The organism is Streptomyces sp. NPDC052052 (assembly GCF_040680455.1).
GTDB lineage: Bacteria > Actinomycetota > Actinomycetes > Streptomycetales > Streptomycetaceae > Streptomyces.
Window position 1 is genome coordinate 1 of sequence record NZ_JBFAWU010000002.1, and the last position, 24,111, is coordinate 24,111.

Consider the following 24,111-nt stretch of genomic DNA (forward strand, 5'->3'; position numbering starts at 1 on the left):
GGTCGGCGCCCACCATCCCGGGTGCCTCCTGGACCCGGGCGAGCAGCGTGGCCTCGTCGGTGACCGCGTCACCGCTGCGACACATTCAGCATGTGTCGCAGCCCGCGGCTCTGTCACGTCATGGGTCCGGCATCAGGAGGTCAGCGGCGGACGGGGCCCTTCGTCGCGGCGGGGATCCGGCTGCGTGCCGTCCTGGCGGATGACCTCACCCTGCACGATCTTTCCGTCCGGCCGGTGGATACGGGCCTGCTGAAAGGCGTCGGAGAGGCTGCCGGGGCTCGCGGCCCGCATCCGGCGTCCCAGGGACCGCTGGGTGTAGCGGCCGAGCATCGAACGGACCGGCGGCACGAGCAGCAGCAGCCCCGCCACGTCCGAGAGGATCCCCGGGATCATCAGCAGGAGCCCGGCCAGCATCAGGAAGCCGTTCCCCTTGCCGCCCGGCTGACCGGCCCGGTCAGCCGCGTCACCGGGCTGTCGCCCCGACGCCTGCTGGACGGTGTCGGTGAGGGAGCGGAAGGCCCGGCGGCCGGCTCGCTTCATCACCGCGGCACCGCACACGACCCCCGCCACCAGAAGCAGCAGCACGGTGAATCCGCCCGCGGCGTGGGCCACGACGGTGAGCAGCCAGATCTCCAGCACCGCCCAGGCGGCGACAGCGAGAGGAATGAGAGTGCGGGCGCGCGAGCGCTCGGTGGCGGTCGGGGGGCGTGTACCGGTCGTCATGGTTCCAGTGTGCCTGTACGGCCCTCCGAACGCCGGAGCGGGTGGTCACGGGAGGCGGAACGGCACCCGCCACCGCTCGCCGGGTGTCAGGTCGTCTTCCGGCCGAGGGCCCGGTTCGCGCGGGAGGTGACGCCCCAGGACGTGACCCGCCACAGCGCCTCGACCAGGATGTCGCGGCTCATCTTCGAGTCGCCGATCTCCCGGTCCACGAACGTGATCGGGACCTCGACGACGTGATATCCGGCCTCGACGGCGCGACGGGCCAGGTCGACCTGGAAGCAGTAGCCCTGCGAAGCGACCCGGTCGAGGCCGATGCCCGCCAGGGTCTCGGCCCGGAAGGCCCGGTAGCCGCCCGTGACGTCCCTGGTCTGCAGTCCGAGGAGGAGCCGGGAGTACGTGCTGCCGCCACGGGAGATCAGTTCCCGGGACTTGGGCCAGTTGACCACACGCCCGCCCGGCACCCAGCGGGAACCGAGCACCAGGTCGGCCCCCTTGAGCGCGGTGAGCAGCCGGGGCAGTTCCTCGGGCTGGTGCGAGCCGTCGGCGTCCATCTCCACGAGCACGCCGTAACCACGCTCGATACCCCAGCGGAAGCCCGCGAGGTAGGCCGCCCCCAGACCTTCCTTGCCCTTGCGGTGCAGCACCTGGACCTGGTCGTCCGCCGAGGCGAGCTCGTCCGCGACCTTTCCGGTGCCGTCGGGGCTGTTGTCGTCGGCGACCAGGATGTCGGCTTCCGGCACAGCGGCACGCACCCGGCTGACGATCGGCTTGATGTTCTCCGCCTCGTTGTAGGTCGGAATGATCACCAGCGTCCTGCCGAGCGGGCCGTACCGCCTCTGACCGCCGTCGTTCACTTACTGCCCCTTAAGTCCGTACGCAGGTGCACACCATATCCAGCGTGCGGGAGCCCGGTGCCGACATGGTCGGGCAGGGGCGCACACCGCCACGGACAGAAGGAGGGAAGTACGGACAGAATCGGTGCGGGAACTACGGATGGGGGCCCAGCGCCCTTCGGGCCGACCCGGTACCCGCTGGCTGCGGGTCGACCTAGAGCCGTTGTCTACTGAACGTCCGGGCCCCACCCGGGTCGCACCTTCCGTCCGGCTGATGCCTTCCCTCGCCCCCGAGGCGCGGGCGCTGAACCTGGCTCCCAGTGGTGGTGCGCCGGTGCGGCACACCACCCCATGACCCAGCGGCGTTCGACGACTGCTTGGAGGTTCAACCGGTCGGACGTCCTGTGGTGGACTCCGTCGAACCTACCGGCCGGTGGGAGCGTTCTGTCAATAGCCACCTGACCTGCGACGATCCTGGAACTTGCCTGGTCAGTGGCGAAGATCCGCAGGTCGCGGAGGAGCGGGGACGCCTTCGATCGACGGTACGAAATATCCTGACGTCACTCATTCGGCCGTACGTAGACAGTTTGTCCGAAGACCACGGTGCTCAGGCAGACCGGCAGCTCGGCCCCCGGGGAGAGATCCGGCAGGCCCGGCGTCCCCGACCTGGGATCGGTGGACCAGCGGGCGACCCGGTCGTCCGGAGCCTGAACCACCAGGTCGGAGGTGCGCCAGACCGCGTAGTCGGCCGGCGCCCCGGGCACCAGGGTTCCCGCGTCGTCGCGGCCGACGGCCCGCCAGCCGCCCCGGGTGTGGGCGGTGAAGCCGGCCCGGACGGAGATCCTGTGTTCAGGTGTGCGATGGAAGGCGGCGGCCCGAACGGTTCCCCAGGGGTCCAGCGGGGTCACGGGGCTGTCCGAGCCGAAGGCCAGGGGCACGCCGGCCCGCAGGAGTGCCGCGTACGGGTTGAGGGTCCTGGCCCGCTCGACACCCAGGCGCTGCGCGTACATCCCCTCTTCGCCGCCCCAGGCCGCGTCGAAGGCAGGCTGCACGGAGGCGGTCAGCCCCAGCTCCGCGAAGGCGGCAACGGTCTCGGGGGTGAGCATCTCGGCATGTTCCACGCGGTGCCGGGCGGCCCTCACACGGGCCAGGCCGAGCTTCCCGGAGGCGGCCCGGACGCCCTCCACCACGGCGAGGACGGCCGCGTCACCGATGGCGTGGAAGCCGGCCTGCAGCCCGGCCTCGGTGCAGGCGACGACATGGGCGGCGATCCGTGCCGCGTCCAGGTGGGCGGAACCGGTATGTCCGGGCGGACCGTCGGTGTAGGGCTCGCACAGGCAGGCGGTCTGCGAGCCCAGCGAACCGTCGGCACAGAGGTCCCCGGCCGCGCCGACCGCACCGAGTTCCCGGATGCGGCGGACGTCCTTCTCGTCACCGACCTCCTCGCCCCAGTACCCGAAGACCCGCGGTCCGGGCTCCGTCCGGGCGAGCTCCAGCAGCCCGACGAAGTCCTCCTCGCCCGAGATGTCGGGGCCGCCGCATTCGTGGACGGTCCCGATGCCGAGCGACGCGGCGTGGCGCAGGGCGGCGCGCTGGGCAGCGGCACGCTGCTGGGGCGAGACGGCACCGTGGGCCGCGGCGCGCACCGCGTGGTGGGCGGCGCCGGTGAGCGGGGCGTCGGGGTGGTAACCGGTCAGTCCGGTGACACCGGGGACCAGATCGAGCAGGGCGCTGGTCACCACCGCGGAGTGCACATCGACGCGGGGCAGGTAGACCGGTCGGCCGGCCGCGGCCGCGTCGAGTTCGCCGCGGGACGGCGGGCGCTGCTCCGGCCAGCGCGTGGCGTCCCAGCCGTGACCGAGGACGATCCGGTCCGCGGGGTGCGCGGCCACGTGGGCGCGCAACAGACCGAGCGCCTCGTCGAGGCTCCTGGCGCCGGAGAGGTCGAGGCCGGTGAGCGCCAGGCCGGTCGCTGTCGTGTGCACGTGGGCATCGGTGAAGGCGGGGGTGACCAGCGCACCTTCGAGGTCGATCACTTCGTCGACGCCGCTCGCGAAGGCGTCGGCGGCCCCTTCGGAGCCGACCCAGGCCACATGGCCGCGCTCGACGACCATGGCGGTGGCGAAGGGATCGGCGGGGCTGTGGACATCTCCACCGCGCAGCAGCACGGTGCGGTGGTCGCCCTGGAGGGCGGGGGTGCTCTGGGTCATGGGACCAGTTTCGCGCCTGTCCGGACCCGCGCGTCCCGCGCCCCCCTCACGGCCTGTCTGGTCGCGGGCTCTCAGATGCGCGGGGGCCGGGCCTCGTACGGCGTGGAGAGCACGACGGTGGTCCGGGTGGAGACACCGGCCAGCGAGCGGATCCGGGTGAGCAGGTGTTCGAGTTCCAGCGGGGCTGCGACCCGCACCTTGAGGATGTAGTTCTCGTCACCCGCGACGCTGTGGCACGCCTCCAGCTCCGGTACGCCCGCGAGTCGCTCGGCGATGTCGTCCGGGGCACTCGGGTCGAAGGGTTTCACCGAGATGAACGCGGTGAGCGGCAGGCCGACGGCCTCGGGGTCGACGACCGCGGCGTAGCCCCGGATCACCCCGCGCTGCTCCAGCCTGCGGACACGCTGATGAACCGCCGAGGTGGACAGGCCCGTGGCCTTGCCCAGGTCGGTGTAGCTCATCCGCCCGTCCTTGACGAGCAACTCCACGATCTGTCGGTCCAGCTCCTCCATACGGTTCAACCTATGCCCCACCTCCGCCCTGGCACAGCGGCGAAGGCTCCGGAAGAGGCGCCCGCGGCAGACATGTGACGAATGCCACAGGTTTACGGAGCGATCGCCGACTCTCTCGCGGTTACGGGCGATGCACTACGGGAAGTGCTTGCTGTGGTCGAGGCCTTGTCGCCTTGTCGACCCTTCTGAGGGGGGATTTTCCCGTGACGAGCCTGAAGCTCACCGAACGCGCCGAACCGGAGCCCGTTGATCCGATCGAGGACACGGATTCCGACACGTACGACATGTTCGAGATGTACCGCGTGATCTGTCCGGACTGCGCGCAGCCGATCGCGCTGCTGGCGGACGAGGACGTACTGCCGGAGCACGCACTGTGCCCGACTCCGTGGAACCCGTTCGTGCTGACGGTCTGCGCCGGTACCGGCCGCGCGGCGTCGCAGGCACGGCCCGCCGACGAGTCGCTCGATGTCCAGGAGCAGGAGACGGCCCTGCTGCTGACCCTCCCTCAGGGGTTCGACTGGAGAATGCAGCCCTTCTCGCACGCGGGTGGCCCCGGCTCGCGCCCGCTGCGGGTGCCGCAGGTGCGTCGCGACGCCGCCTGAGGCCTTCCTGCGCCCGCACGAAACCGCCCGGACACGTCCTGGCTCTTCCGGCATGCCCGCGCCGCACCACGACGGCCCGTCCGGCGTGGTGCCCGCAGCGAGGCGCTCCCGCCGACCGGGGATCGGGCGAACGGGCTCTCGAATCGGCCGGACAGTGACCAGGACCCGCCCGGCACCGTTGGCCGGGCATGACCTCGCTGCACCCAACGGCCGGTCCCGGTCACCGCCGCCTCGTCGCCCCCGCCGCCGGAGAATCGGTTCCGCAGCCCGGTTCGCCGGTGCCGCAGCCCGCACCTCCCCGGTCGATGCCGCACTCCAGCGATCCGCCCATCTACCGCACCCTGCTGCGCCATTGGGAGGGTTCCGGACGGACCCTGCCGGGGCGTCAGGACCAGGAGTGGAACCGGATCATGACGACGCCCGTGTGGTCGGAGCGGCTGCTGCGGGTCAGCGCGCCTCAGGACCCGCGAGGTGGCGCGCGATGACCATCCGCTGGATCTGATTGGTGCCCTCGACGATCTGCAGCACCTTCGCCTCGCGCATCAGCCGCTCGACGGGGAAGTCGAGGGTGTAGCCGTAGCCCCCGAGCACCTGGACCGCGTCGATGGTCACCCGCATGGCCGCGTCCGTGCAGAACAGCTTGGCCATGGCCGCCTGGCGCGAGAACGGCTTGCCCTCGTCGCGCAGCCGGGCCGCCTCCAGGTAGAGCGCCCGGCCCGCCTCGATCTGCGTGGCCATGTCGGCGAGCATGAACCGCAGGCCCTGGAAGTCCGCGATGGGCCGGCCGAACTGCTGCCGCCCGGAGGCGTAGGAGACGGCCTCGCCCAGGGCTGCCTGGGCGACACCGATCGCGCAGGCCGCGATACCCAGGCGCCCGGAGTCGAGTGCGGACAGGGCGATCGCGAAGCCCTGGCCCTCCTCGCCGATCCGGCGGGCGTCGGCCACCCGCACGCCGTCGAAGTTCAGCTGGGCGGTGGGTGAGCCCTTCAGGCCCATCTTCTTCTCGGGGGCTGCCGCGTTCAGACCCTCGGCGTCGCCGGGGACCAGGAAGGCGGTGATACCGCGGGCACCCTCGGCTCCGGTGCGGGCCAGCACCGTGTAGAAGTCCGCGATGCCGCCGTGGGTGATCCATGCCTTGGTACCGGTGATGACCCAGTCGTCGCCGTCCCGCACCGCCTTCGTACGGAGCGAGGCGGCATCGGAACCCGAGGCGGGCTCGGAGAGGCAGTAGGCGCCGAGCAGGCCGCCTCCCAGCATGGCCGGGAGATGTTCGGCCCGCTGCTCCTTGGTGCCGTATCCGGCGAGCGCATGACAGGCGAGGGAGTGGACGCTGACACCGAGACCGACGGTGAGCCGGGCCGCTGCCAGCTCCTCGAGGACCTGGAGGTAGACCTCGTACGGCTGGTCGCCGCCGCCGTAGGCGCTGTCGTAGGGCAGTCCCAGCAGTCCGGAATCGGACAGCAGGGTGAAGACCTCGCGGGGGAAGCGGCCGGCGTCCTCCTCCTCGGCCGCCCGCGGCGCGATCTCCCGCTGGGCGATGTCACGGACGAGCGCGACGAGTTCCCTGGACTCTTCGGTGGGCATCCGGCGTTCCACCCACTGCGGGGCACGGTCGGTCATGACGGCGCTCTCCTCCCTGTCGGGCGTTGCGGCGGTCGCGCGCGCGGGGTGTGAGCGGCGCCGCCGGGGACTTCCGGGCGGCGCCCGGAGAAGCACTGCTTGCTGAGCCGAAGCCGGCCTCCCGGATTGCGAGAGTCGCTGGCCAGCGGCTGTGGCGGCTTGAGTATGCCTGATCGGACGATATCCGTCACGGGGTGACGGAGCGACTCGGGCAACGGCACCGACCGGTGGTTCCACGACGTCCCGGCCGCCGTCGCCGCCGAGGTGGGCGACAGGAACCGGCAGGGGCTGGGCGACGCCTTCCTCCGGGAGCGCACGTGACACCGCCGGGAGGCGAACGGGTCAAGGCGATCAACCGGCCGGACACGGGATCCGGCGGCGGACGCGGTCGACGACGGGATCCGGGGACGGGACGGCGGATCGATCGGCCTTCCGTCCCGTTTCATCCGTGATGACCTGATCGGCGACGACCCGCAGGCCGTGGTTCACCCCGTGTTCCCGCCTCCGGCCCGAGCTCCCGCCCTGCGCTCCGGCATGATGGTGCCGTACCCGCTCCGATCATGTGTTCCCCGGACCGCGGTGGGCCCGAGGAGGAGGATTCCGTTTGTCACGCCAGGTTCTGACGGTCTGTCCAGATCTGCCCGACGGCTTTCGCACGATCGGGGAAGCGCTGGCCAGGGCCCGCAGCGGCGCCGTGATCAGCGTCCGGTCCGGCACGTACGCCGAGAGTCTGGTCATCACGGTTCCCGTCACCATCGCCGCCGAACAGTCCCGCGGCAGCGTCGAGATATGCCCACCGCACGGCAGCGCCGTGGTGCTCCAGGCCGAAGCCGTGATGCTCACCGATCTCGTGCTGCGTGGCCGGGACGAGGAACTGCCGGTGGTGGACGCCCCGCGTGGCCAGATCGCGATGGACGGCTGCGACATCACCGGCGCCTCGTGGACCGCCCTGCTGGCTCGCGGCGCCGGTTCGGTGGCCCTGCGGGACTGCCGGGTGAGCAACCCGCGCGGTGCGGGTGTGGTGGTGACGTCGGCGGTGGAGAGTTCCGCCGAGTCCTGCACCGTCGAGCACCTGGGCACCTCCGGTGTGGTGATCGGCGAACGCGGCCGGATCACCCTGCGCGGCTGCACCATCCGCGACGCCCGGGCCAACGGGCTGCTCGCCAACGGCGAGGGACAGGGCTCGGTCGAGGAGTGCGACATCTCCTCCACCGACAAGCCGTCCATCGCGCTGGAGGAGCGGAGCACCACCCGGGTGCTGCGGACCGTGGTCCACGACACCGGTGTCGGCATCCATCTCTCCTCGTCGGCCCGGACGGTGCTGGAGGACCTCCGGGTGACCGGCACGTCCGGGCCGGGCATCGTCCTGTCGGGCGGCACCGATCCGCTGCTGCGCCGCTGCCGTACCGCCCGTACGAAGGGCGCCGGCCTTCTCGTCTCCGACCGGGCACGGGGAACCTTCGAGGACTGCTGGCTGGACTCGGCCGAGGACACCGCGCTGCACGTGCGGGGTTCGGCCTCGCCCGTGCTGATCGGGCTGACCGTCCGGGACTGCGCGCAGACGGGGGTGCTGCTGGAGGAGGAGTCGGTCGCCGAACTGGACCGGCTCGACGTGCTCGACGCCGGCGGCACGGGTGTCCTGATACGCAGCGGCGCCAACCCGCTGGTGCGCAGGGCCAGGATCAGCGCCGCGGGGGGACACGGCGTGGAGGTCGTCAAGGACGGCCGGGGCCGGCTGGAGGACTGCGAGATCGACCGCCCCGGTGGCACCGGGATCCGGGTCGCCGACGACGGCAACGTCTACGTCGGCGGGGGCTCCGTGCGTGGCGCCGCGCACGGCGTGTCCGTGGCGGCGGGCGGCAGCGTCACCGTGCGGGACTTCGACGCGCAGGAGTCCACGGACACGGGGGTCCTGGTCGAGGACGCCGGTGAACTGACCGCGACCCGGCTGCGGGTCACGGCGGCGACTGGGCACGGTGTCCTGCTGGCGCAGGGAGGCCGGGGCGCGTTCACCGCCTGCGAGGTCAGCGGCTCGGGCCGGGACGGCTTCCGGGTGGAGACCATCGCCGCGGTGTCGGTGGTCAACTGCGTGGCCCGGGACAACCAGGGCGGAGGTCTGGTGCAGGCCCTGCCGGGCGACCGGCTGGCGGTCGAGCAGCTGACCAGTACCGGGAACGGCAAGCGGGACGCCTGGGGCCTCGGCGAGGCCGAGGGCACCGACCCGGCCGGGACGGGCGCGTCCGAGGGCGGAGCGGCGGCGCGCGAGGGCGGTCCGCTGGCCGAACTCGACGCGCTGATCGGTCTGGAGAACGTCAAGCATCAGGTGCGTACGCTGGTCAATCTGATCCAGCTCGCCCAGCGGCGCGCCCGCCTCGGCCTGCCCGCCCCGCCGATGAGCCGCCACCTGGTCTTCTCCGGGCCGCCGGGCACCGGCAAGACGACCGTGGCGCGTCTGTACGGGGCGATCCTGGCCGAACTGGGGGCGCTTCCCTCCGGCCACCTGGTGGAGGTGTCACGCGCGGACCTGGTGGCGCAGATCGTCGGCGGTACCGCCATCAAGACCACCGAGACGTTCAAACGGGCGCTGGGTGGCGTGCTGTTCGTCGACGAGGCGTACAGCCTGCTGTCGGACGGGCGGGGCTCGGGTGCCGACTTCGGCCGTGAGGCCGTCGACACGCTGCTGAAGCTGATGGAGGACCACCGCGACGACGTCGTCGTGGTCGCCGCGGGATACGCGGACGAGATGCGTGACTTCCTCGGTTCCAACCCGGGCCTGGCCTCGAGGTTCTCGCGTACGGTCGAGTTCGAGAACTACGCGGTGCCCGAACTCGTCGCGATCATCGAGAGCATGTGTGCCCATCACCGCTACGCGCTCGACGAGTCGACGCTCAAGGCGCTCGCCGTGCACTTCGAGCGGATGCCCAGGGACGCGGCCTTCGGCAACGGGCGTGCGGCCCGGCAGGTGTTCGAGGAGATGGTGGACCGCCAGGCGTACCGGCTGGCCGCGCTGCCCGACGCCAGTGAGGACGACCTCACCCGGCTGCTGCCCGAGGACGTGGGCGTCGAGGCCGCGGCCGCGGCGGCCGGGCAGGCGGCCGACGACGGGGCGGAGAGCGACCCGCTGGCCCGGCTCGGGGACATGGTGGGCCTGGCCGCCGTCAAGCGTGAGGTCACCGATCTGGTCAATCTGCTGGCCACGGCGAAGAAGCGGGAGGCGGCCGGGCTGCCGGCGCCCCGCATCAGCCACCATCTGGTCTTCACCGGGCCGCCCGGCACCGGCAAGACCACGGTCGCCCGGCTCTACGGCGAACTGCTGAAGTCGCTCGGTGTGCTGCCGCGCGGCCAGCTCGTCGAGGTGGCCAGGGCGGACCTGGTCGGCCGGTACGTCGGACACACCGCCCAGCTCACCCGCGAGGTGTTCGACCGGGCCCGGGGCGGGGTGCTGTTCGTCGACGAGGCGTACACGCTGACCCCCGAAGGATCCTCCGGCAGCAACGACTTCGGGCGCGAGGCGGTGGACACGCTGCTGAAGCTGATGGAGGACCACCGCGACGAGGTGGTGGTGATCGTCGCGGGCTACACCGTCGAGATGGAGCGCTTCCTGGCGTCCAACCCCGGTCTCTCGTCGCGGTTCTCCCGGCAGGTCGAGTTCACCGACTACTCCTCGGACGAGCTCGTCACCATCGTGCGCCGGCACGCGACGGCGTCCGGATACGAGTGCGGTGCGGGTGCGGGCGCGGTGCTGCGGGAGTACTTCGACGCCCAGCCCCGGGACCGTTCGTTCGGCAACGCGCGGCTGGCCCGCCAGGTCCTGGAGGGCATGATGACGCGGCAGGCGGGCCGGGTGAGCGCCATGGCGGCACCGGGTCTGGACGATCTGCGGCTGCTGCTCCCGGAGGATGTGGCACGGCCGCGGGCGGTGTCCGAATGACGTCCGACGGTGCCGGGTGGTGCGGCCGGCTGCGCCGTACCGGACGCGTCCTGGTCACGGCGCCTCTCGCCGCGGCCCTGGTGCTGCCGATGGCCGGCCCGGTCGGCGCCGCTGACGGCCAGAAGGTCAGCCTGCCGGTGATACCCGCACGTCTCGAGGCCGGTGATCCGTGCACCGGCGGCTCCGGGGCGCGGGCCACGGCGGTGCCGTGGGAGCAGCAGAGCCTGCAGCTCGACCGCACCTGGACGTTCGGCAGGGGCGCCGGGGTGAAGGTCGCGGTGGTGGACACCGGGGTCTCGGACCGGGCCCCGGCCCTGGCCGGCCGGGTCTCGGGCGCCGGGCAGGACTGCGTCGGGCACGGTACGTTCGTGGCCGGGCTGATCGCGGCGTCGCCCGCGAAGAACGTCCATGTGGCGGGCGTCGCCCAGGAGTCGCGGATCATCGCGGTACGGGGCACGGACGATCGGGGGGCGGCGACGGCGGCCTCGGTCGCGGCCGGCATCCGGGCGGCCACCGACGCGGGAGCGAAGGTCATCCAGGTCTCCCCCGCGCTGTCCGCCGGTTCGGCCGCGCTCACGTCGGCCGTGGCATACGCGGCCGACCACGACGCACTGATCGTGGCCGCGGCGACGCCCGACCCGGAACGCGCGTCCGCCGGCCAGGAGTCCGAACCGGCGCGCGACTACTGGCCCGCTTCGGCACCGGGGGTCCTCTCCGTCATCGACATGGACGCGAGCGGCGGTCGTCCGGACGGCGCGCCGACCACGTCCGGTGCGGATCTCGCCGCCCCGGGCGACGGGGTCGTGGGCATCGGGCCGCGCGGAACCGGGCACTTCATCGGTTCGGGAGCGTCGTTCGCCGCCGCCTACGCGGCGGGGACGGCCGCGCTCGTACGGTCGGCGCATCCGGAGCTCTCGGCCGCGGCGACGGCACAACGGATGACCCGCACCGCCTACCCGGCGGACGTGCCGCGGCTGGACCCGTACGCCGCCGTCACCTCCGTGCAGGATCCGGTGAAGCACTCCCCGGTCCGGCGGGACGATTCCGTGGTGCTGCCCGCGGGCAACGGCAGTGAGGGCGCGACCCGCAGGGCTGTGTGGATCGCTGGGGCGGGCGGCTTGTTGGCGGCGCTGGTCGCCTGGGCTGCGGTGATCGCGCCGCGCGGCCGTGCGCGTGGCTGGCGCCCCGCGGGCCGCCGCCCGGTGGCCGGCACGCCCGGCGACTGAGCGGCGAAGGGTGAAGGGCCCGGCGTGCCGGGCCCTTCTGGTTCCGTCAGTCGTCGGCCTCCCCGGCCAGTGCGGTCTGCACGAGGGTCGCCTTCCGCCGGACGATGTACTGGGCACGGCCCGGCGGGAGATTGCGCGGCTTCACGTTGCCGAACACATAGCCCTCCGACGGCGGGCAGGACAGCAGCATGCCTGGGGTGTTGACCTCGTCCAGACGCCGCAGCAGCTGGTCGTTGAGCCCGCGGCCCGCCCCGGTCGCCGACCGTACCGCCACCACGTGCAGTCCGACCTCGTAGCCGAGCGCGAGATGGTCCAGGAGCGGAGCGAAGGGGTGGTCGTATGAGCCGGTTCCACCGACCATGTCGTAGTCGTCGACCAGCACGAACAGCCGGGGGCCCGTCCACCAGTCGCACTGCCGCATCCGGGAGGGGGCGATGTCCGGTCCGGGGAGCCTGGTCTTGATGGCGCGGGCGGCGCCGCCGACCAGTTCGCGCAGGGAGTCGACGGCGACGACGTGTCCGAGGCGGTACTCCTCCGGTACGGCATCGACCAGTTCGCGACGGTAGTCGACCACCAGGATGCGCGCCTCGGCCGCGGTGTACCGCGCGGTGATGGCACGCACCAGCAGACGCAGCAGGTTCGTCTTGCCGCTCTCGCTGTCGCCGACGCCGATGAGGTGCGGGGTGCGTCCGAAGTCGTGCCAGACGGGCGAGAGGGTCTCCTCGTCCAGGCCGAGCGGGACGCGCAGCCCCTCGGTGCGCTCCGGTTCCGGGAGGTCGCCGGCCGGGAGGCGGTGCGGGAGCATCCGTACCGGCGGGGCCTCGGCCCCGTGCCAGTTCCCGGCGATCCGGGCGACCAGGTCGGCGACGCCCTCGGCGAGGTCCTCGGTGGCGTCGCTGCCGTCGATCCGGGGCAGAGCGGTCAGGAAGTGGAGCTTGCCGTCCACGGTCAGGCCGCGTCCGGCGCCGCGCGGCACGGTGGCGGCCTTGCGGATGTCGATGATCGAGTCCATCGGGTCGCCGAGCTTGAGTTCGAGACGGGTCAGGGCCTGGTCGCGGACCTGAGCGGGGAGTTCGATCCAGCGGGCGGTGGTGACGACGAGGTGGACACCGTAGTTGAGACCGCGGGCGGCGATCTGGTGGAACGCGGGGATCAGCGAGTCGAAGTCCTGCTTGACAGTGGACCAGCCGTCGACGACCAGGAAGACGTCACCGTGGGGTTCGTCGGGGAACTCCCCGGCCGCGCGGCGGCGCCGGTAGGAGGCCATGGAGTCGACGCCGCTGTCCTGGAAGAACTGTTCCCGTTCGTTGAGCACGGCGATCACCTCGGCCACCGTACGGCTGATCCGTTCGGTGTCGAGGCGTCCGGCTACCCCGCCGACGTGCGGGAGTCCGGAGAGCGCGGAGAGTGCTCCGCCGCCGAAGTCCAGGCAGTAGAACTGCACTTCGCGCGGGGTGTGGGTAAGGGCGAGCGCGCTGATCAGGGTCCGTACGACGGTCGACTTGCCGCTCTGCGCACCACCGGCGACGGCGACATGGCCGCCGGATGCGGAGAGATCCACCGTCAGCGGGTCGCGACGCTGCTCGAACGGCATGTCGACGAGCCCCAGGGGCACCTTGAGCGTGCCCGGGCCCCGGGTGCCCGCCGGGGTGAGGCCGCGGTCCGGGTCGGGCTCGGGGGACGGCAGGAGGAGGTCCAGGGCGGGCGGCAGATCCAGCGGCGGCAGCCACACCCGGTGGGCGGGCGGCCCGGAGGCCCGCAGCCGCTCCAGCGCGACGGACAGGAGCGTGTCGCCGTTGTCGGGCTCCTCGGGCGAGGTGGCGGGGTCGGGTGTCCGGGCCGGGGCGCGGGGCACCACCCAGTCGGTGGTCCAGGGCATCACCTGGCTGGCGACCCTGGCCTGGACGGCGGCTCCGCGCCGCTTGCGGTACGGGCCGGAGACATAGGCGGCCCGGAACCGGGTCAGGGCTTCGACGCCGCTCTTGAGGAAGCCGCTGCCGGGCTGGGAGGGCAGCTGGTAGGCGTCGGGGACACCGAGCACACCGCGTGACTCCATGGCGGAGAACGTGCGCAGACCCACGCGGTAGGAGAGATGGCTCTCCAGCTGGTGCATGCGGCCCTCGTCCAGACGCTGGGAGGCGAGCAGCAGATGGACACCGAGTGAACGGCCGAGCCGGCCGATCATCACGAAGAGGTCCATGAACTCACGGTGAGCGGAGAGCAGTTCGCTGAACTCGTCGACGACGACGAAGAGGCTGGGGAGCGGTGCCAAGTCCGCCCCGGCCGCGCGGGCCTTCTCGTACTCCAGCGCGGAGGTGTGGTTCCCGGCGCTGCGCAGCAGCTCCTGACGGCGTACGAGTTCTCCGTGCAGGGCGTCCTGCATGCGTTCCACGAGGGCGACTTCGTCGGCCAGGTTGGTGATCACCGCGGAGGTGTGCGGCAGTTCGTCGAGGCCGAGGAAGGTGGCCCCGCCCTTGAAGTCCACCAGGATGAAGTTGAGTGTTTCGGAGGAGTTCGTGAGGGCGAGGCCGAGGACGAGGGTGCGCAGCAGTTCGCTCTTGCCGGAGCCGGTGGCGCCGATCAGCATGCCGTGCGGCCCCATGCCGCCCTGGGCCGACTCCTTGATGTCCAGCTCCACCGGGATCCCGTCGGCGCCGACGGCGACCGGGACCCGGAGCCGGGAGGCGCCGGTCGAGCGTTCCCAGAGGGTGGCCGGGTCGTGCCGGTACAGATCGGGGATGCCCAGCAGGGTGGTGAGTTCGACGTCGGTGTCGAGCGGCTGGGCGGCGTCCGCCGACAGGCTCATCCGGTACGGGGCGAGCAGCCGGGCCAGCGCTTCGGCGGCCCCGGGGCCCATGGCGTCGGGGCGGCCGAGGAGCGTGGTCTGCTCCTTGCGGCTGCGGTCGGTACGGACGAGGTGCAGGCGGTCGGGCGCGACGTCGAGCCGCAGGGTGCTGCGGCCCGGGCGCCAGCTGAGGGCGCCCGACAGGTCGAGCACGACGACATTGCGCAGACCGGCGCCGTCCAGGCGGTGGCCGGTGGGGACGGTGGTGCCGTCGACGACGATCACGGTGAACGGTTCGTCGCGTCCGGGCACGGCCTCGGGGTCGAAGGGGGGCCGCTCGGTGAACTCGGCGCCGAGCAGGTCCTCCAGGTCGTGGAAGGCGGACGCCACCAGCCGTGAGGGGCCCGCACCGTCCTGCTCCTGGGAGTGCTGACTGTGCGGGAGCCATTTGGCCCACTCCCATTCGGCGCGCCGCTCGTCGGCGACGCACAGCGCGATCCAGAGCTCCTCCGGCGGGTGGAAGAACGCCAGTTGGGCCAGGACCGCGCGGACGGTGTCCCGTACGGCCCGGTCGTCACCGCGGAAGAGGATCCGGGCCCAGGAGCGGAGGTAGAGCCCGGTGGGCTGTTCGGGGACCACGCCGTACGCCTTGATGAAGCGGCGCAGCGCATGGGCGCAGAGCGGCTCCAGGTCCTCGACCGGCTTGGTGGACGTCGGGGTGAGGCGGAGCGCGAGTTGCTGGTCGCCGACGGCTATCCGCACCTCGGCGAAGTCGTCGTCGGCGACCCGGCGTTCCCAGAGGCGGGTGGAACGGACCATGGTGCGCAGCACCTTGGGCTCGGGGTGCCGCCAGGCGAGCGCCTGCTGCTGGTCGGCGACGGCCTCGTGGACCCGCCGCCGGATCTGTGACAGATAGCGCAGGTAGTCGCGCCGTTCGCCGCGCAGCCGCTGCTTGCGCTCGCCGCTCCTGCGCATCACCTGGCCGATGAGCATGGCGGCCGACGCGGTGACCATCATGCCGAGCGCCAGGTACGTGAAGACGCTGTTGCTCCCGCCCGGTCGCAGGAACATCAGCATCATGGACACCGACATCATGGCCATCGGCAGATAGGTCCAGATCGCCGAGGAGTCGGGGACCGTCTCCGGCAGGGTCGGTGGCTCCTGGAGGTTCAGCTCTCCTTCGGGCATGTCCGGGCCGCGGCGGCGGGCGGGGCGACGGAAGAGAACGACACTCAACGAACAGACTCCTTCGACGACGGCGACGGCAGGCCGGGGGTGGGCAGGCCGGGGCGGCGACCGCCCGCCGTGACAGATGGACCTGCCCGGCACGGACCACACACCGGGCATCGGAACAGACAAGCCGGACGGTTCCGGACCAACAGGGACTCGACAGTGGTCCGTTGACGGCGGTCCGGATGGTGATCAGTAGTCTGCATCCGATCGTCGAACGCGTCCACGTCGCTTCCGACACGTCCCCCGAGAACGCGAGCCCTCATCGTGACCGACAGCTCCGTGGCGGGCCTGTGCCGCCTCACCATACGTGCCCCCCAGAAGACCATCGACCTTGCGGTGCCTGCCGATGTGCCGGTGGCCGACCTCCTTCCCACCGTGCTGCGTTACGCGGGTGAGGACCTGGAGGAGAGCGGTCTGGACCACGGCGGCTGGGTGCTCCAGCGCCTGGGCGGCCCGGCCCTGGACGACGAGGGGACGCTGGAGACCCTCGACCTCAAGGACGGCGAGGTGCTGTACCTGCGCCCGCACACCGACGCCCTTCCCGAAGTCCGGCTGGACGACCTGGTCGACGGCATCGCCAGCGTGGTGCGCGACCGGCTGCACGGCTGGACCGCCGACTCCAGCCGGGTCTTGCTGCGCTCCCTGTGCGTGCTGACCCTGCTGGCCGGACTCGCCCTGCTGGCCTGGCCCGGCGGCCCGGTGGCCGTGCGGGCGGCCGGCGCGGGCGCGGTGGGAGCGCTGTTGCTGGCGGGAGCCGCTTCGGCGAGCCGTGCGGTGGGGGACGCGGCGACCGCCACCGTGCTCGGCTCGATGGCGAGTCCGTATCTGGCGCTGGCCGGCTGGCTGTTGCCGGGCGGTGATCTGAGCGGTCCCGATGTGCACCAGGTGCTCGGTGCACGGCTGTTGGCGGCCGGGGCCGCCGGGGCGGGCGGCGCGGTGCTGGGCCTGGCCCTGGCGGCGGTCTCGGTGCCGTTCTTCCTGGCGATGGCGGTGTTCTGGTGCGCCGTCGCGGTGGGCGGAGCACTGGCCGGACCCGCGGACCTGACGATGGACGGCGCGGCGACCGTACTCGCCGTACTGGCCGTGGTGCTGGGCGGCTTCGTCCCCGCCCTGGCCTTCAAGCTGGCGGGCATGCGGATGCCCGCGCTGCCGACCAATCCCCAGCAGTTGCAGGAGGGGATCGAACCGTACTCCGGCAGCGAGGTGACCACCCGCACCGAGCTGGCAAGCGACTGGATGACCGCCCTGTACGGCGCGGCGGGCGCGGTCTGCGCGGGCTGCCTCCTGGTACTGGCCGACAGCCCGAACCTGCCGGAGGCGCTGACCGCCTCGGCGCTCTCGCTGCTGCTCCTCCTCCACGGGCGCGGCATGGTCAACGTGCCGCAGCGTCTCGCGCTGCTGCTGCCCGGCGTCTGGGGTGCGCTGCTGCTCACCGCGGCGCTGGGGGCGGATCTCGCCCCGGACCAGCGGCCGCTGCTGGTCGCGGGACTCGTGGCAATCACCGCGGCGCTGGCGATCGTGTCGTGGACGGTTCCCGGCCGCCGTCTGCTGCCGTACTGGGGCCGCGCGGCCGAACTGCTGCACTCGGCACTGGCCATCGGCGTGCTGCCGCTCGCGCTCTGGGTGCTCGGGGTCTTCGCCAGGCTCCGCGCGATCAACGGCTGACCCGGAAGGTATGCGAGATGCAGTCCAAGCGTGACCAAGTCCAGGCCCACACCTTTGTGATGGGCCGGCTGACCTCGGGGATGCTGCTCGCCGAGCCGGACGCCCCGGAGAGCCCGCTGGGGCGGACCACTCGCGGGGTGCTGATCGGTGTGATCATCACCGCGCTCGTGGCGGCCGGTTCGCTGGTGTACGGCTTCGTGTCCCCCGGCGGCGACGACGCGTGGCGGGCCTCGGGGACCCTGGTGGTGAACCGCGAGACCGGGGCCCGCTATGTGTACGTGGAGGGCCGGCTGCGTCCGGTGCGCAATTACGCCTCCGCGCTGCTGGTCGCCAACGGCAACCTGACGTCCGAGGACGTGAGCACGGCGTCGCTGAAGGGCACCGCGGTGGGCGCCCCGGTCGGGATACCGGGCGCCCCCGACTCCGTCCCGGACGCGAAGGACCTGGAGACGGACCCGTGGCAGGTCTGCTCGGTCCTTGCCGCGGAGGCCGGTACGGACACCGGGGACACGGAGGGCTCCGGTGGCTCCGGCGGCTCCGGGGACGTCTTCACGGCGTTGGTGGCCGGTGCGCCGGTCGAGGGGCAGGGGCTGAGCACGGGGCAGGGCATCGTGGTGTCGGGTCCGGACCGGGCCCGGTATCTCGTCTGGCAGGGCAGCCGGCTGCGGCTGGACCGGAACGCGGGCGCCGCGGTGGCCCTGGGGTACGGGTCAGTGACGCCCCGGCCGGTGTCCGCGGCCTTCCTGGACGCGCTGGTGAAGGGCCCCGACCTGGTGCCGCCCGCCGTGCCCGGCCGCGGGGACGCGGGCCCGTCGCTGGGTGGCCGTCCGTCGAAGCTGGGGCAGGTGTTCCAGTCGCGCACGCCGGGCGCGGGGCGCCAGTACTACCTGCTGCGCAGGGAGGGGCTGGTGTCCCTGACCGAGACCGGGGCCGCCCTGGTCCTCGGCGACGCGGCCACCCGCGAGGCGGCGTACGGCGGGGGCACCCCCACCGCGGCGGTGATCGGCGCGGCCGAGGTCAAGGCCCGCCTCGCCCCCGGTACGGAGGGCAGCGACCCGGTGCCGGCCGGCCTCCCGACGACGCCCCCGCACTCCGTGTCCGTCCCGGCCGGCCATGCGGCGTGCGCCCGGGTGCGGCCCGACCACGGGGGCGGCACGCAGGTGACCGGTGCGCTGGTACCGCTCACCGCGCTTCCGCCGGTCGCCGCACCGTCGCCGGACGGGCTGACCGCCGCGTGTCTGCCGGTGGACGCGACGACCGTACGCCCCGGCCACGGCGCACTGGTCAAGGCGCTCGGCGCGGGCGGTACCGATATCGGCAGCACCACGTACTTCGTCGCCGACGACGGGGTGAAGTACCGGCTGCTGTCCCAGGCCGCGCAGAAGGCTCTCGGGTACGACGGCGTCTCCGCCCAGGCTCTTCCCTCACCGCTCCTGGCGATGCTGCCGTCCGGCCCCGATCTGAGCACCGAGGCGGCCTCGGCGGGACGCACCACCGGCACGACGGCCCCGTCGTGCCCCGGGGCGACGGCCGACCGGGGCGAGGGCAAGGCCAACGAAACATTGCGTGCAGGTAAAAGAAATTGATGAATGCTCAGGCGAAGCTCAGATGCTTCTACGCATCATTGAGCACACCATGGATCCGACCATAGGATTACGACCATCCAGCATGTGAGGTAGGGGAGACACCGTGGCAGACGATGGCACGCAGGCAACGGGCGGCAACCTTCAGCAGTCGAGCGAGAGCTCGACCCGGAACGGAATTCAGGCCCTGGAGGCCGCCTACAGCGGAATTCTGAAGTCCCGCCAGGACGTCGACGACACCCGCAACAACCTCAGCAAGGGCTATCAGGGCAGCGACGGCGGCCAGTACGGTGCGCTGCTGAGGCAGTGGGACGACCAGGTCTACATCATTCTGCGGAACCTCGAGGACATGGTCGACAAGCTCAACACGAGCCTGGTGGAGCACGGCAGGACGCAGGGATCGTCCAACGACGCCATCAACCAGGCGTACAGCGCGTCGCAGAAGGCCTTCGACGACCTGATGGCGTAGCCCGGCCGCGCCGAGCGACACCAGCCGGTCGTTCTCGTCCGCCGGTCGTCCGGCACCCCTCGCCTCCTCCGGCGGCGAGGCACTCCCCACAGGAAGCAAAGCGAGGTCTTCCGATGTCCGACAACCTGACAGACGGTTACATCCTGGTCGACTACGGCCACATGAACAACGCGGGCGACGACATGGTCCGCCAGACCCAGGCGATCGCCCGGACCCTTTCGTCGCTGGAGGCGGAGCTCGCCGAGCTGCGCAAGACGTGGTACGGCTCCGATGCCGACGTCTACCGGCAGAAGCAGGCCGCGTGGGACCAGGCGGTGAAGAACATGGAAATGCTGCTGAGTTCGCACGCCGCCCTGCTGTCCGACATCTCGGGCAACTACAAGTACAGCGAGAACTCGCTGTCGCAGATGTGGTCCGAGATCACCATCGGTCGCTGAGCGGACGATCCCGATGGCCGATCTCACCCATCTCGATGGCAAGACCCTGCAGACGTTCACCGACCAGGACGTCGCCGATTTCATCAAGGCGCTGGACGACATCCGCAAGGACAACCCCGCTGGGGTGAAGGCGCTCAAGAGCATCCTCGACCGGCGCACCGACCGCGATCACCTCCAGCAGGACCCGGCACTGGCCCTCGGGCTGATGCTGGCCAGCGACAGCGATGTGCAAGGTCAGGAACTGGTCGCGGCGGTCAAGAAGGCGGCGGAATCGGTCGACGGGATCTTCGAGAGTCAGCAGACGCTCTTCAAGCACATCGATCTCGACCTGCGGGAAAGCATCAAGACGCTGCTCGACACCCAGGGCAAGAGCCTTGAATCGATCGACGGCGCCGCGCTCCTCGACATCTTCTCCGATGTCGACCAGGAACTCGGCCCGACGACCACCAAGACCGCCTGACGCGCCGCACTCCGCCCCGGGCACCCGGGCGCGGCCCGTACCCGGGACCGGATCGGTCCCGGGTACGGGCCGTCTCCGCACGCTCTACGCCCCATCGCCCGTCCCACCCCCCACCTTCTTCACCCCGGAGCGTTTTGCATGTCGACCGAGAGTTCCTCCGCCTCCTACGACACCGACGACTACTGGGGCAGGGCTGTCACCCAGCTGACGGGCTATCCGATGCCCAGTCGCGCGGGGCTGTTCACCGGTCTGAGCAGCAAGGAGAATATTCCGCTCTTCAAGATGAGCCTGGACAAGATCTCGGTCCAGTCCGTCGTGGACGCGGCGAAGCAGGGCTCACTGAAGAGCGCCGGCCAGGACTACGACCTGTACTTCTACTCGCATGCGAACGGGCGTGTGGAGATGTACCACGCCCGGCTGGTGTTCATCGGCTCCTACATGTCGGAGAACGGCCGCAGTCGCCACCTGGACCCCCATGAGTCCTTGTCCGGGGGGAAATACAAGGGCAAGTACGGAGACGACTTCGACATCGGCCCGCTCGGCCAGTACATGGGAGGACCGGGTGCGGTCCTGGACGCCCTGATTGGGTCGAGGACCACGCAGGGCGCCTCGTACAACGGGGCATCAGTCCTCGATGCCAACTCCGTGGATCTCGATTCGTTCCAGCGCACCGCCGAGGCCTTCGACCGGGCCGCTCAGTTCTTCGTGGACCACGCGGAGATCCTCGACGGCTGGGAGAAGTCCCTCGGCAGCGAGCAGTCGGCCTGGCGAGGTCAGGCCGCCGGCATCTTCTGGCAGCTGGTGCACCAGCTGCACGGGAACTACGCCAGCTATGTACAACAGCTCGGCGCCGACCAGACGTTCTCCCCCGTCGGGGACTCCGCCTACACACCGAAGTCCCTTCACTCAAGCCACCTGATGCAGGCCCAGCAGGCACTGCTGGACCAGGCAAAAACCATGCGGAACGCGTGGAACGCCTGGATGGGCCAGAACGAGCACGACCCGCACTACTTCCTGATCCAGACCCTGAACGAAATCCTGGACTGGCTGACGCAGAACAACATCCCGTACATCTCGATGACCACGCGTCAGATCGGCAGGGAGATTTCCACCCCGTCCTACTCCATCAAGCCGGGCTTCCAGGAGCCGCATCCGAGCTACGGAAATCTGAACGACATACAGTACTGGGCCAAGGTGGGCGAGGAAGCCGTCCGTCGATGGAACCAGTACATCGAGTCCGCGCACCCGGAAGTGCCCGGTCTCGAACTGGGACTGAACGGAACCGCACAGCAGGTTCTTTCCGATCTCAACAACGCCTGGATCGACGCCCGTGAACCGTTCGGTTCCGAGATCACCACCAAGAACACCAGCACCCTCACGGAGTTCTACACCAAGGAGCAGGCCGCCAAGGCCAAGGAAGAAGCGGACAAGACCAACGAGGACCTCAACAAGACACTGGAGGACCTCAACAAGAACATCGACGACATGGGGAACGTCGTCACCGAATCCCTCAATGACGTGGGAGACGGGTCGGACGCGGTGAAGGACCTGTTCGGCGATTCCGGCGACGAGACGACGGACCCCAATGGCACCGGCACCGACGAGGATCTCACCAAGAGCCTGACCGAGGACCTGAACGGAGACCCGGAACAGGGCCTGAACACGGACTCGGACGCGGACCTGGCAGCGGATCTGAACAAGACCCTGAACAGCGACCTGACAGAGGACCTGAACCCGGACTCGTACAACGACCCGGCGGGCGGCGGCGATTCGACGCAGACCAGCACGCTCAACCCCCTGCTCGCCTCGCCGGTCCTCCCGGGAGGATCGGTCGAGGGAGCGAGTGGGGGTGTCACCACCCTGGACGCGAACGGCAACCTGGTCACCACGTACCCGACCGGCGGCCGGACCACGTACGACCCGAAGACCGGTACGTACACGATCACCGACGCACAGGGCACGACCACGGTGCAGGACCTCAATCCGGGGCAGAGCGTGACCAACCCGGACGGCAGCATCACCCAGCTGAACGAGGACGGGACGCTCACCACCACCTTCGAGGACGGCAGCCGACAGGTCGTCGATCCGGAGACCGGCCAGGTCACTAGCATCGACCCAGACGGCAAGGAGACGGTCACGGATCTCAATTCCGTGACGGGGCTCCAGCTTCCGGACAGCGGCAACAGCAGCACCACCACGACCTGGCCGTCGACGGACAGCTCACTCGACGTGAACCGCGACCTGAACCAGGACCTCGGCTACGACCTGAACCGGGACCTGGGCTACGACCTCAACCAGGACCTGAACCGAGACCTCGGCTACGACCTCAACCAGGACCTCGGCAGTGATCTCCGCCAGGCCCTCGGCTCCTCCCTCGACGGGACCACCACCTCCGGACTCAACACCGCCTCGTCCGGCGGAGGCCAGACGTCGTCCGGTGGCGGGCACAGCACCGGCGTGGGCGATTACGAGGAGTACGACAGCACCTTCCACCCGGGCGGCACACTCGGCGGACCTTCCGGTAGCACCGATACCACGGGCACCAGCTTCCTTGCCACCGCCGACACGAGCTCGTCGAGCACGGGCTCCGACCAAGCCAGCACCACACCGCTCAACGCCATGCCGATGGGCGGCATGGGCGGTATGGGAGGCATGGGCGGCGGGCAGGCCGGCGGGTCGTCGGGCGAACGCGTCCGCAACGTGCTGACGGAGAACGGCTCCGGCTCCCGCGGCGGAACGACCCGTTCCAACGGCGGGCGGCGCGGAAACGAGGAGCGCAGGCCACGCCGGATCCGCACGTCCACCGATCCCGTGATGCATCCGGGCGGCACCCAGGGCGGGCAGGCGACCGGCAGCGCCGAGCGCGACCGGGTGCACTGGGTGGCCGAGGACGAGGACGTATGGGGTACCGAGGAGGGCGGCACGCCCACGGTGATCGGACGGTGAGCAGCTCGATGAACGATGCGTCGCAGGAGACCGGCCGTGGCGAGGTCTCGCCCTACGCCCGGTCCGTGGAGGCCAGGCTCGCTGCGGCGATGGCCGAACTGGAAGCCACCGAGAAGGGCGTGGCAAGGGCCGAGGCCGAACTGCGGGGGGCGACACGCACCGTGCGGTCCGACGACCGGTCGGTGGAAGTGACCGTCGGCGCCCAGGGCGAACTGACCGGTCTGCGGTTCCTGGACCAGAAGTACCGGACCATGGCGCCCGACGAACTGGCCGGGTCGGTGCTGGAGGCGTTCGAGCGGGCTCGGACGGAGATCGCCCGGCAGGTGATGGAGACCCTCGAACCGTTCACGAAGCCGAGCACCACGGTGCCGGAACTGACCGGTGTGGACATCGACTGGGCGAAGATCTTCGGACCGGAGGTCCTCCAGGATCCGGACAACCGTGCCCCGCAGGGGTCGGGCAGCCACCGGCTGCGCGACGAGATCGACGAGGACGAGGAGCGCTGAACACCCCATGAGCGACGCCTATTTCGCCGACCCGGCCCGCCTCCGGGCGGGACTGCGGCAGATGTTCTCGATCAGTTCGTCCATCGAGGCGATGGTGGGCGACTTCGTCGTCGACGTGCGGGCGACGAGTGACTGGCCGGGACAGAACGACAGCTTCGCGAAGGAAGTCATCCCGCAGGAGCACAAGGAACGGGAGAGCAGCAGCGAGACGGCCATCGCCCTGTCCGACGCCATGCGGGGGGTGGCCCATGGGACATCGGTCAACCTCACATCGATCCAGACCAACCAGAACAACATCCTGGACGCCATCCAGGACCACCGGATCCGCTCCACCAGCAGCGGCAGACACTGAGCGCAGAGAGCACGACCC

Annotated in this window: 18 protein-coding genes; 12 read left to right on the plus strand and 6 right to left on the minus strand. The window is 71.0% G+C overall.

The window, feature by feature from the left end; all coding sequences use genetic code 11:
* Positions 1-132: 132 nt before the first annotated feature.
* The 4 genes from fxsA to AB0L71_RS01935 all read right to left on the minus strand — a co-directional run bounded on the left by fxsA (position 133) and on the right by AB0L71_RS01935 (position 4,278).
* Positions 133-723 (minus strand): FxsA family membrane protein, encoded by a 591-nt coding sequence (fxsA, locus tag AB0L71_RS01920; protein WP_365236806.1) that lies wholly within the window; start codon positions 721-723, stop codon positions 133-135.
* An 86-nt stretch (positions 724-809) separates the two neighbouring features.
* The gene (locus AB0L71_RS01925; RefSeq protein ID WP_365236808.1) at positions 810-1,577 is read right to left on the minus strand and encodes a polyprenol monophosphomannose synthase; all 768 of its coding nucleotides are present in this window, start codon (positions 1,575-1,577) and stop codon (positions 810-812) included.
* A 539-nt stretch (positions 1,578-2,116) separates the two neighbouring features.
* Positions 2,117-3,766: an amidohydrolase gene (locus AB0L71_RS01930; RefSeq protein ID WP_365236810.1), complete on the minus strand. Its 1,650-nt coding sequence runs from the start codon at positions 3,764-3,766 to the stop codon at positions 2,117-2,119.
* A 71-nt stretch (positions 3,767-3,837) separates the two neighbouring features.
* Positions 3,838-4,278, minus strand: a complete 441-nt coding sequence (locus tag AB0L71_RS01935) for an Lrp/AsnC family transcriptional regulator (protein WP_365236812.1) — start codon at positions 4,276-4,278, stop codon at positions 3,838-3,840.
* 203 nt (positions 4,279-4,481) lie between these two features.
* Between AB0L71_RS01935 and AB0L71_RS01940 the strand changes: the two genes are divergently transcribed.
* Positions 4,482-4,880 (plus strand): hypothetical protein, encoded by a 399-nt coding sequence (locus AB0L71_RS01940; RefSeq protein ID WP_365236814.1) that lies wholly within the window; start codon positions 4,482-4,484, stop codon positions 4,878-4,880.
* A 188-nt stretch (positions 4,881-5,068) separates the two neighbouring features.
* Positions 5,069-5,365 (plus strand): hypothetical protein, encoded by a 297-nt coding sequence (locus AB0L71_RS01945; RefSeq protein ID WP_365236816.1) that lies wholly within the window; start codon positions 5,069-5,071, stop codon positions 5,363-5,365.
* Here AB0L71_RS01945 and AB0L71_RS01950 read toward each other — a convergent pair.
* Complete coding sequence (locus AB0L71_RS01950; protein ID WP_365236818.1) at positions 5,328-6,500, minus strand: acyl-CoA dehydrogenase family protein; 1,173 nt, start codon at positions 6,498-6,500, stop codon at positions 5,328-5,330. The genes AB0L71_RS01945 and AB0L71_RS01950 overlap by 38 nt on opposite strands.
* Positions 6,501-7,104: 604 nt before the next feature.
* On the opposite strand from AB0L71_RS01950, the gene AB0L71_RS01955 reads away from it, so the two are divergent.
* Together AB0L71_RS01955 and AB0L71_RS01960 are read left to right on the plus strand one after the other, a co-directional pair.
* A complete protein-coding gene (locus AB0L71_RS01955; RefSeq protein ID WP_365236820.1) occupies positions 7,105-10,431 on the plus strand; it encodes a right-handed parallel beta-helix repeat-containing protein in 3,327 nt (1,108 codons plus the stop codon).
* A complete protein-coding gene (locus AB0L71_RS01960) occupies positions 10,428-11,657 on the plus strand; it encodes a S8 family serine peptidase (RefSeq protein ID WP_365236822.1) in 1,230 nt (409 codons plus the stop codon). The genes AB0L71_RS01955 and AB0L71_RS01960 overlap by 4 nt, the downstream gene beginning before the upstream one ends.
* Positions 11,658-11,703: 46 nt before the next feature.
* Here AB0L71_RS01960 and eccCa read toward each other — a convergent pair whose 3' ends face one another.
* Positions 11,704-15,630 (minus strand): type VII secretion protein EccCa, encoded by a 3,927-nt coding sequence (eccCa, locus tag AB0L71_RS01965; RefSeq protein WP_365237444.1) that lies wholly within the window; start codon positions 15,628-15,630, stop codon positions 11,704-11,706.
* Positions 15,631-15,939: 309 nt separating this feature from the next.
* Here eccCa and eccD point away from each other — a divergent pair, with 309 nt between their 5' ends.
* From eccD to AB0L71_RS02005, 8 genes are all read left to right on the plus strand, one after another.
* Complete coding sequence (gene eccD / locus AB0L71_RS01970; RefSeq protein ID WP_365236824.1) at positions 15,940-17,340, plus strand: type VII secretion integral membrane protein EccD; 1,401 nt, start codon at positions 15,940-15,942, stop codon at positions 17,338-17,340.
* A gap of 17 nt (positions 17,341-17,357) precedes the next feature.
* Complete coding sequence (gene eccB / locus AB0L71_RS01975; RefSeq protein ID WP_365236826.1) at positions 17,358-18,926, plus strand: type VII secretion protein EccB; 1,569 nt, start codon at positions 17,358-17,360, stop codon at positions 18,924-18,926.
* Positions 18,927-19,029: 103 nt separating this feature from the next.
* The gene (locus tag AB0L71_RS01980; protein ID WP_365236828.1) at positions 19,030-19,392 is read left to right on the plus strand and encodes a hypothetical protein; all 363 of its coding nucleotides are present in this window, start codon (positions 19,030-19,032) and stop codon (positions 19,390-19,392) included.
* Positions 19,393-19,505: 113 nt separating this feature from the next.
* Positions 19,506-19,829 carry a WXG100 family type VII secretion target gene (locus AB0L71_RS01985; RefSeq protein ID WP_365236830.1) on the plus strand — a complete coding sequence of 108 codons (324 nt, stop codon included), beginning with the start codon at positions 19,506-19,508 and terminating at the stop codon, positions 19,827-19,829.
* A 13-nt stretch (positions 19,830-19,842) separates the two neighbouring features.
* Entirely contained in the window at positions 19,843-20,289 is a 447-nt protein-coding gene (locus AB0L71_RS01990; protein ID WP_365236832.1) for a type VII secretion system-associated protein, read from the plus strand.
* 138 nt (positions 20,290-20,427) lie between these two features.
* Positions 20,428-23,235: an AAWKG family protein gene (locus AB0L71_RS01995; RefSeq protein ID WP_365236833.1), complete on the plus strand. Its 2,808-nt coding sequence runs from the start codon at positions 20,428-20,430 to the stop codon at positions 23,233-23,235.
* Positions 23,236-23,243: 8 nt separating this feature from the next.
* Positions 23,244-23,741, plus strand: coding sequence for a YbaB/EbfC family nucleoid-associated protein (locus AB0L71_RS02000; RefSeq protein ID WP_365236835.1), 498 nt, complete (start codon positions 23,244-23,246; stop codon positions 23,739-23,741).
* A 7-nt stretch (positions 23,742-23,748) separates the two neighbouring features.
* Positions 23,749-24,093, plus strand: a complete 345-nt coding sequence (locus AB0L71_RS02005) for a hypothetical protein (protein WP_365236837.1) — start codon at positions 23,749-23,751, stop codon at positions 24,091-24,093.
* The last annotated feature ends 18 nt before the right edge of the window (positions 24,094-24,111 follow it).